Source organism: Fibrella aestuarina BUZ 2 (assembly GCF_000331105.1).
Lineage (GTDB): Bacteria > Bacteroidota > Bacteroidia > Cytophagales > Spirosomataceae > Fibrella > Fibrella aestuarina.
Genome location: NC_020054.1, coordinates 3,512,320 through 3,525,751 on the forward strand (window position 1 = coordinate 3,512,320; position 13,432 = coordinate 3,525,751).

General features: G+C 56.7%; 10 protein-coding genes and 1 tRNA gene. 5 read left to right on the forward strand and 6 right to left on the reverse strand.

Annotated features, from left to right (window positions below):
- Window positions 1-31 precede the first annotated feature (31 nt).
- From FAES_RS14295 to bshB1, 4 genes are all read left to right on the forward strand, one after another.
- On the forward strand, window positions 32-2,266 hold the full coding sequence (locus FAES_RS14295) for a carbohydrate binding family 9 domain-containing protein (protein ID WP_374755355.1): 2,235 nt from the start codon (window positions 32-34) through the stop codon (window positions 2,264-2,266).
- A gap of 139 nt (window positions 2,267-2,405) precedes the next feature.
- Window positions 2,406-2,861 (forward strand): DUF2452 domain-containing protein, encoded by a 456-nt coding sequence (locus FAES_RS14300; protein WP_015331945.1) that lies wholly within the window; start codon window positions 2,406-2,408, stop codon window positions 2,859-2,861.
- A gap of 77 nt (window positions 2,862-2,938) precedes the next feature.
- Window positions 2,939-3,760, forward strand: a complete 822-nt coding sequence (gene menB, locus FAES_RS14305) for a 1,4-dihydroxy-2-naphthoyl-CoA synthase (protein ID WP_015331946.1) — start codon at window positions 2,939-2,941, stop codon at window positions 3,758-3,760.
- Between the two features lie 106 nt (window positions 3,761-3,866).
- The gene (bshB1, locus tag FAES_RS14310) at window positions 3,867-4,589 is read left to right on the forward strand and encodes a bacillithiol biosynthesis deacetylase BshB1 (RefSeq protein ID WP_015331947.1); all 723 of its coding nucleotides are present in this window, start codon (window positions 3,867-3,869) and stop codon (window positions 4,587-4,589) included.
- 58 nt (window positions 4,590-4,647) lie between these two features.
- Here the strand turns inward: bshB1 and FAES_RS14315 are convergent, their stop codons facing one another.
- The 5 genes from FAES_RS14315 to FAES_RS14335 all read right to left on the reverse strand — a co-directional run bounded on the left by FAES_RS14315 (window position 4,648) and on the right by FAES_RS14335 (window position 11,413).
- Window positions 4,648-6,096 (reverse strand): DUF4932 domain-containing protein, encoded by a 1,449-nt coding sequence (locus FAES_RS14315; protein WP_015331948.1) that lies wholly within the window; start codon window positions 6,094-6,096, stop codon window positions 4,648-4,650.
- 16 nt (window positions 6,097-6,112) lie between these two features.
- Complete coding sequence (locus tag FAES_RS14320; RefSeq protein ID WP_015331949.1) at window positions 6,113-6,862, reverse strand: LytR/AlgR family response regulator transcription factor; 750 nt, start codon at window positions 6,860-6,862, stop codon at window positions 6,113-6,115.
- Window positions 6,859-8,478, reverse strand: a complete 1,620-nt coding sequence (locus FAES_RS14325) for a sensor histidine kinase (protein ID WP_041257887.1) — start codon at window positions 8,476-8,478, stop codon at window positions 6,859-6,861. The genes FAES_RS14320 and FAES_RS14325 overlap by 4 nt, the downstream gene beginning before the upstream one ends.
- A gap of 258 nt (window positions 8,479-8,736) precedes the next feature.
- Window positions 8,737-8,809: transfer RNA gene (locus tag FAES_RS14330), tRNA-Thr, on the reverse strand.
- A 165-nt stretch (window positions 8,810-8,974) separates the two neighbouring features.
- A complete protein-coding gene (locus tag FAES_RS14335; protein ID WP_015331951.1) occupies window positions 8,975-11,413 on the reverse strand; it encodes a DUF349 domain-containing protein in 2,439 nt (812 codons plus the stop codon).
- 90 nt (window positions 11,414-11,503) lie between these two features.
- Between FAES_RS14335 and pdxH the strand changes: the two genes are divergently transcribed.
- Window positions 11,504-12,145: a pyridoxamine 5'-phosphate oxidase gene (gene pdxH / locus FAES_RS14340; protein ID WP_015331952.1), complete on the forward strand. Its 642-nt coding sequence runs from the start codon at window positions 11,504-11,506 to the stop codon at window positions 12,143-12,145.
- A gap of 15 nt (window positions 12,146-12,160) precedes the next feature.
- On the opposite strand, the gene FAES_RS14345 is transcribed toward pdxH, so the two are convergent.
- Entirely contained in the window at window positions 12,161-13,318 is a 1,158-nt protein-coding gene (locus tag FAES_RS14345) for a cystathionine gamma-synthase (RefSeq protein WP_015331953.1), read from the reverse strand.
- Window positions 13,319-13,432 lie beyond the last annotated feature (114 nt).

Below are 13,432 nucleotides of genomic sequence, written 5' to 3' on the forward strand. Positions count from 1 at the left end.
GCTCTACTTCACAAACAGCAAACTAACCCATTTGGTGAAATTTTTACCGTTTTTGAGTTTCCTGCTGATCGCCCTGCCCGCGTTTTCCCAGAAAAAGAACGAGGCGTATCAGTATCACATCAAACGAACGAACACCCCTGTCGTACTGGATGCCTCGCTCGACGATGCCGCCTGGCAAGATGCCCAACTGGCGTCTAACTTCTGGATGGTGTTGCCGATGGACACCAGCCGCAGCCGGTTACGTACCGATGTGCGGATGACCTACGACGCCCAGCATATCTACCTGAGCGCCATTTGTTACTACGACAGTTCGCTGATTGCCCGCAATGCCCCGCCTTACATCGTGGAGTCGATGCGGCGAGACTGGACGTTTGGCCGAAACGACAATTTTCTTTGTTTCATTGATCCGTTTGATGACCAGACTAATGGCTTTGCATTTGGTACGAACACGGTGGGGGCGCAGTGGGACGGCCTCATGTACGAAGGGGGCAAAGTCAACCTGAGCTGGGACAACAAGTGGGCGTCGGTGACACGTAGCTACCCCGATCGGTACGTGATTGAGATGGCCATTCCGTTCAAAACCATCCGCTACAAGCAGGGCATCAGTCGGTGGGGTATCAATTTTAGCCGGAATGATCTGAACTCCACCGAAAAATCGGCCTGGGCACCCGTTCCGCTTCAGTTCCCGACGGCTTCGCTGGCCTACACGGGCGTGCTCGTCTGGGATCAGCCGCCGCCATCGCCCGGCCCCAATATCTCGGTCATTCCCTACGCGCTGAGTAGCCTTAATGCCAATTACCAGGGTAACGTACCTACGGAAGCCAAATTCAATGCGGGGCTCGATGCGAAAGTGGCCGTTACGTCGTCGCTGAACCTTGACCTGACCGTCAACCCCGATTTTTCGCAGGTCGACGTCGATCAGCAAGTGACCAATCTCGACCGGTTCGAGCTGTTTTTTCCCGAACGGCGGCAGTTTTTCCTCGAGAACGGCGATCAGTTTACCAATTTCGGTTACGCCACCATTCGCCCCTTTTTCAGTCGCCGAATCGGGTTGGGCGGTGTGCCGATCCGGTTTGGGGCGCGGCTCAGCGGAAAAATCAACAAAGACTGGCGCTTCGGCCTGATGGATATGCAAACGGGGGCCGTGCCTAATTCGGGACCGGCGGGGGAGACGCTGCCCGCCCAGAATTTTGCCGTCATGGCCCTGCAACGCCGCGTCTTTTCCCGGTCCAACATCGGCGTGCTGTTTGTGAATAAACAGTCGATGAATTACAATCCGGTCGGCGACAGGCCGCTCTATTCGGTCTACAACCGAAACCTGGGGTTTGAATACAACCTGGCCTCGACCAATAACCTCTGGACCGGGAAATTGATGTACGTGAAGTCGTTCAGTCCGGGGGTGGTGGGGCAGGACGCCGTGTATGCGGGTAATCTGCAATACAGCAGCCGAAACTGGCTCCTCAACGGCCAATGGGAAACCGTTGGGCCCAACTACACAGCCGAGGCTGGGTACGTGCCGCGCCGGGGCTACAGCCGGGCCACGGGCATTGCCAACTATTCGTTTTTCCCGACGGGCACGCGCATTCTGTCGCACGGGCCGCAACTGTCTGGCTTCTACGTGGTTGACCCCGCCGGGCGGCGCAGCGACTACGAAGGCGTGCTGGGGTACCAATTCGTGTTCCGGTCACGAAGCGCGTTTTTGGTCTGGGCGGCGTCTGATTACGTGCGGCTGTTACAACCGTTTGATCCAACCAACACGGGCCGTGAACCCTTGAGCACCGGCTCTACGCACCGTTGGCAGGCATGGGGTACGACCTTTATCTCCAAGCCGCAGCAGCTATTTACCTATGGGTTTTCGACCCGTTACGGGGGCTATTACGCCGACGGAACCCGGCTGAATGTGACGGCTGATCTGGGCTACCGGTTTCAGCCGTACGTGAGCCTGGCGGTCAACGCTAACTACAACGACATTCGCCTGCCCGCGCCCTGGAACAATACCAAGTTCTGGCTCGTCGGTCCGCGCTTCGACCTGACGATGACCAACACGCTCTACCTGACGACGTTTATTCAGTACAATGAGCAGCAACGCAACATGAACGTGAACGCCCGGATTCAATGGCGCTACAAACCGGCTTCCGACCTGTTTATCGTCTATACCGACAACTACCTGCCCACCACCGGCCTGCCCAACATGGACAACGTAGGGCCATTTCTCGTAAAAAACCGGGCCGTCGTTCTGAAATGGACGTACTGGTGGAATCTGTAAAGTGAGTTTTTGAGTTTTCAGTTTGGTAGTTTTCAGTTGGCTGACGCCTGAACGAGCTTGCGTCAGCCAACTGAAAACTACCAAACTGAAAACTCAAAAACTCATAAACTGAAAACCCAAATTTGCGGTTACCTTCTGCATGGAAGAGGCCAAAATCGTCAATCCGATCTCGCCTGACAAGGTGACCGATCGTCCGGGTTTGCTGGAGTACGCACACACAGCGGGCGGGGCGGTCATCAGGCCGGAAGACAAAGGCAAAATCACGGGTCGGGCTGTAACGGCCATGCGCGAACAAACCGACCTGCAAATCGCGCAGCTGTACAAGCAGATGCAGTTACTGGCCGAACAGGCCACGGCCATTCGCCATCGGGTCGAGGTATCGGAGCGCATTTACAGCGCACATATGAGCTTTGAGCCGATTGTTGGCCAGACGTATTATTTCTACCTTCGCAAAAACGGCACCGATGTGTTGTCGATGGTGGCACCGCACGAATGGGGCCGCAAATTCCCGTTTGAGCGCTGTGTTGCCACCGTCCGTATGCTGGCCGACCACACCTGGGACGTTACCTACCACGAAACACCAATGAGTGAATGAGCAAACGAGTGAACAGGTGAAGCAAAGGATTAGCTAGTCACTCGTTCGCTCGCTTGCTGGTTCGCTCATTCTATTTTATGAGCACCTATAACTGGACATCGATTCGCGAGTACCGCGAGATCAAGTTTGAGTACTTCGAGGGGATCGCCAAGATCACCATCAACCGACCCCACAAACGCAACGCCTTTACGCCCCTGACTGTCAAGGAGATGTCGGAAGCCATGGAGCTGGCCCGGCAGGACGAGCGCGTTGGCGTCGTGATCCTCACCGGCGAGGGACCCGATGCCTTCTGTAGCGGCGGCGATCAGTCGGTGCGGGGCCACGGCGGCTACATCGGCGAAGATGCCGTGCCTCGGCTCAACGTACTGGATCTGCAGATGCAGATCCGGCGTATCCCCAAGCCGGTCATCGCCATGGTGGCGGGCTACGCTATCGGCGGCGGCCACGTATTGCACGTAGTCTGCGACATCAGTATCGCGGCGGATAACGCCCGTTTCGGGCAGACTGGCCCTAAAGTCGGGTCCTTCGACGGGGGCTTCGGTGCCTCGTACCTGGCGCGGGTAGTGGGTCAGAAGAAGGCTCGCGAAATCTGGTTTTTGTGCGATCAGTACAACGCGCAGGAAGCATTGGACATGGGACTGGTCAACAAGGTGGTTCCCCTGGAACAGCTCGAAGACGAGACCATCGCCTGGTGCCGGAAGATCCTGGAAAAGAGCCCCATCGCTCTGCGGATGCTGAAGGCCTCATTTAACGCCGAACTCGACGGGCAGGCCGGTATTCAGCAACTGGCGGGTGATGCCACCTTGTTGTATTACCTGTCGGAAGAAGCCAAAGAAGGCAAGAACGCCTTTCTCGAAAAGCGCAAACCCGACTTCAGCCAGTTCCCTAAATTCCCATGAAAAATTGTTCAAGGTTCAATGGCTAAGGTTCAACGTTGGCTGACGGATGAGCAATTGTGCGTCAGCCAACGTTGAACCTTAGCCATTGAACCTTGAACTAATCACTATGACTGTTGACGTATTGTGCATCGCGGCGCACCCCGACGATGTTGAAATGACCTGTGCCGGCACGGTACTCTCCTTGGTCGAGCAGGGGAAAACCGTCGCCGTTATCGACTTGACCAAAGGGGAGCTTGGCACCCGCGGCACGCCCGAAATCCGATTGCAGGAAGCCGAAGAAGGGGCTCGGCTGATGCGGTTGTCGGCCCGGCATAACATGGGCTTTAAAGATGGCTTCTTCCGGAATGACGAAGACCACCAAAAAGCCCTGATCGCCTGGATTCGCCACTTTCAGCCCACCATTGTGCTGACCAATGCCATTGACGACCGCCACCCCGACCACGGGCGTGGGGCTGCCCTGGTAACCGATGCCTGTTTCTACAGTGGGCTTCGGATGATCGAAACCACCGACCCCGAAACTGGCGAACAACAAGCCGCCCACCGCCCAACGTACCTGTACTCGTTTATTCAGGATCGGTCGTTGGTGCCCGATTTTGTCGTGAACATCACGCCCTATTGGGAGCAGAAACTGGCGGCGATCAAAGCCTATAAAAGTCAGTTTTTTAACCCCGATAGCACCGAGCCGCAGAGCTACATTTCGGGTGAGCCGTTCATGAAATTTCTTGAATCGCGCCACCGTGAGCACGGTCACATGATCAACGTCGAATTTGGCGAGGGTTTCATGAGCAAACGCATGCTCGGCGTCGATGATTTGTTTGCGCTTAAATAAGCCTGCCTGAACGGGTTGGCGGCGAATCTGCTTAAGCTGTTCAGGTACGTTCCCCGCGTCAGTTGCCTGCCGACACGCGGGTGCTGATGCGGCTATATGGTTTCAGATCGACCCCGTTGCGGCTGCGAAAAGCCGTGCGGGTTCGCCAGGGGTAGTTGAGAACCAGGTGATTTATCGCATTGGCAACCAGCCGGACCTGAACCTGTAACATGGTGCCGTCGTTCGTCCAGCGTAAATCGCTGGTGGCGGGCGTCAGCGCCACGCGTTCCTGGCGAACAACCTTGCCCGCCTGCTCGACAGCCCTGACGAGATTGAGCGACGTGTCGGCCATCATCGGCTCCGAGAAACGGATGATCAGGGTGGCTACCGTGTCGGCGATCGTCTGCTTATCCAGATTACAGTGGGTGATTGTCGGCTGGCTCAGCGACGAAGTCAGCGCGCCAAGCCGCCGGATGAACGCCGGATACAGGTCGTTGAGCCTTTGACCGGGCCGACGGGCCTTGTACAGCCGGGTCAATTCGTGGTTAAAGGCCGAACTGGCAAAGAAGCCGCGTGTGGCGTTTTGCAGCGCCCAGTCTTGACTGACGGTGGCGGCTACATCCGGAAAGTAGGTCTGTACGTAGAGGTCATACACCGCCCAGGTCATGTACTCGTTAAACACCCCGACGCTGTCCCGCCCGTACCCGCTGCTCATATCCCACCGGCTGGCCGTAAAGTTTGCCGCCAGTAAGGCCTGATGCTGCGCCGTGGCCGGGTTGACAAAGGCGTGGTCAAGTTCCGTGAACAGCATATGCGTGCTCGAAGCGATTTCCGCCCGCGTAGCTTTGTTGACGGCCCGGCCGTCGAGCAGAAAGTCGGGTAGGGTGATGAAGTCCGTTCCCACGCCCGCCACGGTGCGGTGGCAGTTCATGCGGCCGACCAGCGGGGAAAACACGATGGCGTAGGCGGTTAATTCGCTACGTTTTCCGAACTCATTTTCCAGAAAATGCCGCATCTCGTCATAGCGTTGCGAGGCCAGATAGGCCGTTGCCAGACGCTGGTAATAGGGGAGATGCGCCCGGTAAAACTGGCGGAAACCAGTCGTTCTGACAAAATCCTCAATCAGGTTTAACTGCTCCTCAAACGGGTTGAACTCCTTGTTGGCGTGAAAATCGATGGCCCTGACCAGCCGGCTGTTGGCGTCGAACGTGAAGGCATACGCATCTGTCCGGAAGCTCAGGTAGCTCTCCCATTTTTCCCGCGAATAATTCACCGCAGTCAGCAGCGGATGATGGGCATACGGGTCGAAATGAGCCCGCACGTCTTTATAATAAGCCGAGTGTTGCGCCACCTCCCACGGGTCGGTTTTGCCGTAGTCGGTCAGGGCCAGAATGATGTTGGCGAGTTCGTAGGTCTCCGATACACGAACTGGATTAGGGCCGGGCTGGGCCTCGACTCGCGAGCCGAATCCGGCCCAAACGAGCATAGCGATAGCGACCGACAGCCGCGTCAGAACAAGGGATTTCATACGTGTTATTGGTTGGTCAGGAGAGGTTCAGGGCTTGCCTGATGGCTTCTTTTTTGCCCCGCGAAATCGGTACGTCGGTGCCGTCGGTCAGGCGTAGGAAGTCGCCAAACTCTTTCTTCCAACTCCTGATCCACGTTCTGTTGACCAGATGCGACTGATGGCAACGCAGGAACCCATACGCCTTCAACGACGCCTCGTATTCGTAAATAGGCTTGCACACCAGCAGCGCTTCGCCGTCGCTCAGAAAGAAGGTCGTGTAGTTGTTGGATGATTCACACCGGATAATGTCGCCCACCTTGACCAGCCGGGTTTCTTTCGCGGTGGCCAGCGCCATGCGCGGCTCCTCGTTGGTCTGTTGGGCTTGTAGCAGTTGCATCAAATGCTCCAACTGCTGATTCTGCACTTTTAACCGACGCTGTTTGATGGCCTTGTCTACCGCCGCCTGCAATTCACCGATGTCGATGGGTTTGAGCAGGTAGTCTACCGCCGCGAACCGCAGGGCCTGGATGGCATATTGATCGTAGGCCGTGACGATTATCAGCTCAAAGTCATAAACCGGCAGGCTCCGTAGCAGGTCGAAACCCGTTTGGCCGGGCATTTGAATGTCCAGGAAAACCAGGTCCGGCTGATGCTGATAGAGCAGCGTTTTTCCCGCCTCCGCGTCCAGAGCGGTCGCGCACACCGTCACCTGTGGGCAGTAGTGGTGCAGCAACGCCTGTAGGTTGTCCAGATTAGGCTGTTCGTCGTCGATCAGGATAGCTTTCATGCAAACCAGTGGTTAAAACGGAGCGTCAAGGTGGCCCCGGTCGGTGAGGGGGGCGCTATCTCAAGCTCGATCGGTTGCTCCCGGTTCAGTTCGGTCAGCAGGTTGATGCGGTCGCGGGTGAGTTTCAATCCGAAGCCACCGGTTGGAGCATCGCCCCGAAAACCGTTTCCGTTATCGCTAATCTGAACCAGCATAGTGTCATTTATTCTGTCGAAACGTACCTGAATCCGGCCGGCATCGCCCAGGGCCGAAACCCCGTGCTTGACCGCGTTTTCGACGAGTGGCTGCAATAGCAGGGCGGGGATACTGCCGTCGTAGGGGTTAATCGAATCGGCGAGGCTAATCTGGTACTCAAACCCGAACCGAAGCCGTTCCAGTTTCAAGTACGTATCCAGGCCCTGTAGTTCTTCGTGGATTGAAATCTCGTCTTTGTTGCTGTTGGTCAGCGACTCGCGTAGCAAGCGGGCAAAATCAGACAGGTAGTTGTTGGCTCCCTGAATATCCTGTTTGTTGATAAGCCCCTGTATCGAATTCAGCGCGTTGAACACGAAATGGGGGTTCAGTTGCGCGTAGATAGCCTTCAGCTCGAGTTGCAACTTCGTTTTTTTGGCCAGTTCCTGCCGACTTTTCTGTTTCTGCTGAACGTACAGCAGCAGGAAAAAAATGGCCCCCAGGCAGGCTGCAACCACGATACCCACCATGATTTTGAACCCCCGCGACTCATACCAGGCTGGCTCGACCACAAACCGGTAGGTAGTTACGTGCTGAGGCTGAGCCGTGTAGCGGAGGCGTACCTGATACGTACCTGGCTTGTAATCTTTGAGCCAGACAAAGCTGTTGTCATACGCGTTGTTCGTCCAGGGAATCACCACATCCTCATTGCGGACGAGCTCATACTGTACTTGTTCTTTGTGGTAAATCGCCGCGTTCAGCACCAGAATCAGATTGGTATTGGTCGACGGGAGCGTCAGGGGCTCGGCGGGGTGGCGCTTCGTTTCTCTGGCCCAGGGGTATTGGAGCTTTTTCAGGAAATCGTCCAGATTATCAGACGTGTAAACGTTGGTAATGACGGGGCGTATGGCCACCCAGGCGATTAGCGACGTTGCGACGATTTGCCCGGTATTGGCTTTGCGGACATCCACGATCAGCGTATGGCCCAGTGGCGCCCTGAACCCGCCCAGGTACCCCATCTGGGGTAAGCCGCTTTGTTGCATGAGCGAGGCCTCTGTGAACTGCTCGATCTGATGCCAGGGTACGACAACCCGGTTCGTTGGATAGTCAAGCACACGAAACTCATAAGCGGCGGCATTGTTGGGACGTACCCCATGTAGAAAAAAATGAGCCCGCGCCGTGTCGAAAGTCGTACGGGCAACCAGATCGGCGGGACGTACCTGCCGAAACGACGAATCGCTGACCAGCTTATTCAACTGTGGGCAGGTTTCGTGCGTTGTCCAGAAGGAGTTGTTCGCCGAAGGGATGGCCAGCATAAGGGCCACGGTTGCCGGGTTATCCGTTGCTCCATCCGGAAAACTCTGCGAATAGGCACCCCAGTCGATCTGCCCGTAAGCCATGTGGGTTACCCAAAAAAGGAAAAGCTGTACACCGATCGTTCTCATGCCCTAGGGAAACAACAGCAAAGGTGAACACCACTTTCCAGACTCGGCGATCAACTGTGAATTTGGCACGTCTGGCTGTGAAATCGGCGTCAAAACAGCGATTCGACGAAGTAGTTACCCATGTTCAGCTGTCGGCGAATAGGTCGGAAGAGACAAGGAACTGATGAGCAATGTGTGTTGATAGAGTGAATCAGCACACGGATGTTCGCCAAACAAAAAAGCCACTCGTTCTACGAGTGGCTTTCTGTCTGATTACTGAGCCCCCAGTCGGGATCGAACCAACGACCTACTGATTACAAGTCAGTTGCTCTACCAGCTGAGCTATGGAGGCTTTTCCGCTCCGCGTTGGCCAGGCTTCCCGCGAATTGTGATGCAAAAGTAGGCCTTCAGAGCCGTTCCTGCAAGCCTTTGCCCATAAAAAAACGTCCGATCGAAAGCGCGTCAATCGGACGTTTTCTAATCAATTGGCTATCAGAAACCTAGCCTAACGAACAGCTTACTGGTTCCGCAGAGCATCTAACTGTTTCTGCGCATCGGCAATTTTCTTCTCGATATCAGCCCGGAGTTTGTCGGCGTTTTTTGACCGCGCAAAGAACTCGATGTTGTTCCGGTACGTGGCGATGTCGTTTTCGAGGGCGTTGATACGGCGGCGCGTTTCGCTGCCACCACCTTCCGTATTCCGACGGTACGCTTCAAAGTCGCCACTTTCGCGGTAGCCGCCTTCGTTCCGGCCCCGATTTTGATCCCGACGAGGACCTCGATCGCGGTTTTCACGGTTACCACCACCCCGCGATTCGTCGCGGTTCCGGTTGAAATCACCGCCGCCGCGCGGACCCCGATCACCACGCGGGCCACCCGAACGCGCCACTTCGGCCTCGTTGTCCTGCATGGCCCGCTCTTTTTCTGAGGTCGACAGGGTGCCGTTGGCCCGAACGAGTGCATTGATGGCCGCAATGTAGCCTTTCTGAATCCGTTCTTTGTCTTTCTTGGGCACAAACCCAATGCCGTTCCACTCTTCTTTAAAAGCGTTAAGCTGCGACAGGTCGGCGTTTTCGGTGGCTGACGCTTCAATCCGGCGAATCAGGTCCTCCTTCTTCGCCAGATTGGCTTCAAACTCGCGGTCGGTATCCTGATTGCGGTTGCGTTTCTTGTCAAAGAAGGCATCGCAGGCGGCTTTGAAGCGATCGAAAATGCTGTTTTTCTGCTTCTCGGGCACCTGACCCACGTTTTTCCACTGTTTCTGCAACTCGATCACCCGCTGGGTGGCATCGCTCGACTCATCGCCCGAGGCCAAGATTGCTTCCACCTGCTCGCAGAGGGCAGTTTTGGCCCGGAGGTTTTCTTCACGCTTGCTTTCCAGCTGCCGGAAGAATTCCCCTTTGTTGGCGAAGAACGTTTTGAGCGCCGCCCAGAATTTCTTGCTCAGCTCTTTGCCTTCTTCGCGGGGCATCGGCCCTTTGATGGCATTCCACCGATCCTGAATCGCCATGACCTCTTTGGTCTTGTCGTTCCAGTCGTTGATGCTTGATGAGCTAAACGACGTCAGCGGAATGAGTTCTTCGTAAATCTTCGATTTTTCTTCGTACAGCTGCGCCGATTCTTTGCGCTGCTCTTCGTTCTGACCGCGACGCTTTTCGTACAGCGAGTCGAGGGCGGCTTTCATCCGTTGCCACAGCACCTCTTGCTCGGCTTTGGGGGCCGGACCGATGTGCTTGTATTCCTCGAACAGATTATTCGCCTCGTCGATTGTCTGACGCGTCACCGATTTGTCTTCGTGCGCTTTGGCAATCGCCTCAACCTTTTCGATCACCTCCATTTTCTGGGTGGCGTTCTTCTTGCGGTCGAGTTCTTTCAGCTCGAAATAGATATTACGGTTGCTGTAATAGCGATCAACCAGAGCGTGGTAGGTAGCCCACAGGGTAGCATTGTGCGGGGAGTTGATGTTGCCCGCTGCTTTCCACTCATCCTGAATCTTCTTGAACTCACCCCAGCTCGTTTTGGCATCGCCTGCGTTGGCTTCATCAGACTCCACCAGTTCGCGCAGGCGGCGAAGCAGATCGGTTTTTGAATTGAAGTTGGCGTCTTTGGCTTTGTCAAGCGTCTGGAAATAGGTGTTCTTCTGCGACTTGATCTGCTTGTAGAGTTCTTCGTAGCGGATCGCCAGGTCGTCGGTCCGGAACTGGAAGCCTTCTTCGGCACCCGTCTCGGCGATGTACTTGTCCAACGCCGCCTGCCGTTCAGCCCGCTTGAGCTGATCCATGGCCGGTTTGGTCTGCTTCAGAATCTCGTCGGCCTGCCGGTACTGGGCGGGGGTGGCGCTTTCCGCCTTCAGGTTGTTGGCCAGTTGGTCGAGGGTAGCCACCAGTTCCTGCTTCGAGTAGGTGCTGTAGTCCACAACGGGAGCAGCCACTTCTTCTTCGGCTTCGTCGGTAGGCTCGGCCTCCCCGTAAGAAGCCGTTATCTCTTCAGCCACGGCGGGTGCCAACTCGGTCAGATTGCCCGGATCGGTGTCGTCGGTTGCCGTAGCCTGGGGTTCAGGGGTTTCGTCGGCCGGGGTGGCTTCTTCGCTGACTGCTTCGATGGCTTCCGGTGCGTCAGTCGCGGGCTCGGTAGCCGCCGGTACGTCGTCGGCCGGAGTCTCGTCGGGCGTTGCCTCCGCAACGGGTTCGGCCTCGGGGGCCGCGTCTGCAACGGGTACGTCGGCCTGCGCTACGGGTTCGGTAGCGGGCTCGTCGGTAGCGGTTGGTTCAGTGGACGGTTCGGCCACGGGGAGAGCGTCCGCCGATTCGGTTACCGATTCGGACACTGCCGGTTCAGAAACCTCAGATGCGGGCGCAGAAGCAACTTCATCAGTTGCCGGAGTCGTCTCGGTCAGGGGTGCGTTGGTCTGGTTCGCAGTCTCTGGCCGATCGATTTGCTGTTCTTCGTTTGTCATGTTGGTTACGCACCAATTACTTTGCAAAACTAAACATTTATACGCGGATTATACCTTTTTTTAGGCCTTAGCCCGCTTTCCAACCTGCTTATGGCCACCGAACTTGCCGATCTTCGTAAAGAGTATACGCTAAACGGACTTGACGTACCTGATGTTGCGCCGGACCCGATCAATCAATTCCAGGTTTGGTTCAACGCGGCGCTGGCTGCCAATGTTCACGAACCCAACGCCATGCACCTGAGTACCGTCGGAAAAGACGGGCGTCCGGCCGGGCGTATTGTGCTGGTGAAGGGGGTGGATGAACGCGGTTTTACGTTCTACAGCAACTACAGTAGCCGAAAAGGAGAGGAGCTGCTGGCCAACCCCGTGGCTTCACTTACGTTTTTCTGGCCTGAGCTGGAGCGTCAGGTACGTATCGAGGGGTACGTTGAGCAAGTAAGCGCCGCCGAGTCCGATGCCTATTTCAACAGCCGCCCCCGAGGGAGTCAGCTGGGGGCGTGGGTGTCGCACCAGAGTGAGGTGATTGCGGGGCGCGAGGTGCTCGAAGCCGAACAGCAACGCCTGGAAGCCCAGTTTGCCGATCAGCCCGTACCGCGCCCGCCGCATTGGGGTGGTTTTCTGGTCCGGCCCGACGCCATTGAGTTCTGGCAGGGCCGCCCCAGCCGCCTCCACGACCGTATCCGGTACCGCAAAACGGGCGACAACTGGCTCATCGAGCGGCTGTCGCCCTAGGCGGTTGCGGTGGCTTTAGGCGGCGAGCGCCTGTTCCAGATCAGCAATGAGGTCATCGGCGTCTTCGATGCCGACGCTGAGGCGGATCAGTGTGTCTTTCAGACCGTTTTTAAGGCGTTCTTCTTTCGGGATGCTCGCGTGGGTCATGCTGGCCGGATGCGTACACAGCGACTCAACCCCTCCCAGCGATTCGCCGAGCGAAAAGAGCCGGATACTTTCCATGACCTTGATGGCTTCGGGATACGAATCGCCGGTTAGTTCGAAAGACAGCATGCCGCCAAACCCGCGCATCTGCCGGGCGGCCAACTCGTGGCCGGGATGGGAGGGAAGACCGGGGTAATAGACTTTGCCCACGCGGGGGTGTTGGTCTAGATACTCGGCTACCCGCTGGGCATTTTCGCAGTGGCGCTGCATCCTGACGTGCAGCGTCTTGATACCCCGCAACGCCAGAAAGCAATCTTGTGGCCCCGGCACAGCCCCGCAGGCATTCTGAATGAATCGCAGCTGAGCGGCGGTGTCGTCGTCGTTCGTGATGATGGCCCCCATTACCGTATCGGAGTGGCCGCCGATGTATTTGGTAACCGAATGCACCACCACGTCGGCACCCAGATCGAGCGGATTTTGCAGGTAAGGCGAGGCAAACGTATTGTCGACGACCAGCCTGATGTTTTTTTCCTGATCGTCTCCACGCCGGGTACGTTGGGCGATGGCGTTGATGTCAACGAGCCGGAGCAGGGGGTTGGTAGGTGTCTCGATCCAGACCATGCGGGTACGTTCCGTCAGGGCCGCGTCGAGGTTGGCGGGGTCGTCGAGCGAGACGAACTTGAACGTCAGGCCCAGCGGCTCGAACACCCGTACCATAATCCGGTAGGTACCGCCGTAGAGGTCACTGCTGGCGATGATCTCGTCGCCGGGTTTGCAGAGTTTCAGGATGGCGTCTGTGGCGGCCAGGCCCGAGGCAAAACAAAGGCCATGCTGTCCATTTTCGAGCGCCGCCAGATTAGCCTGCAGGGCGTCGCGAGTCGGGTTTTGCGTCCGGGCATACTCGTAGCCTTTGTGCTTCCCCGGCGACTCCTGCACGTAGGTCGAGGTTTGGTAAATGGGCGTCATGATGGCGCCCGTAGTTGGGTCGGGGTGTACGCCCGCGTGGATGGCTTTCGTTCCGAATTGCATAGATGAAGTCAGGTACGTCGATGGCACGAAACTAGTTCATTCGGCGCAACCACCCACATGGCCCGTCCTTGTTTCCAGCTTATGACCCCATTAGACGACAAGCAAACGCCGCCG

Bases quoted from the DNA above. Each gene is read 5' to 3' on its own strand.
- FAES_RS14300 (WP_015331945.1), top strand. From the start codon at position 2,406: ATGGAAGAGGCCAAAATCGTCAATCCGATCTCGCCTGACAAGGTGACC.
- menB (WP_015331946.1), top strand. From the start codon at position 2,939: ATGAGCACCTATAACTGGACATCGATTCGCGAGTACCGCGAGATCAAG.
- bshB1 (WP_015331947.1), top strand. From the start codon at position 3,867: ATGACTGTTGACGTATTGTGCATCGCGGCGCACCCCGACGATGTTGAA.
- FAES_RS14315 (WP_015331948.1), bottom strand. From the start codon at position 6,096: ATGAAATCCCTTGTTCTGACGCGGCTGTCGGTCGCTATCGCTATGCTC.
- FAES_RS14320 (WP_015331949.1), bottom strand. From the start codon at position 6,862: ATGAAAGCTATCCTGATCGACGACGAACAGCCTAATCTGGACAACCTA.
- FAES_RS14325 (WP_041257887.1), bottom strand. From the start codon at position 8,478: ATGAGAACGATCGGTGTACAGCTTTTCCTTTTTTGGGTAACCCACATG.
- FAES_RS14335 (WP_015331951.1), bottom strand. From the start codon at position 11,413: ATGACAAACGAAGAACAGCAAATCGATCGGCCAGAGACTGCGAACCAG.
- pdxH (WP_015331952.1), top strand. From the start codon at position 11,504: ATGGCCACCGAACTTGCCGATCTTCGTAAAGAGTATACGCTAAACGGA.
- FAES_RS14345 (WP_015331953.1), bottom strand. From the start codon at position 13,318: ATGCAATTCGGAACGAAAGCCATCCACGCGGGCGTACACCCCGACCCA.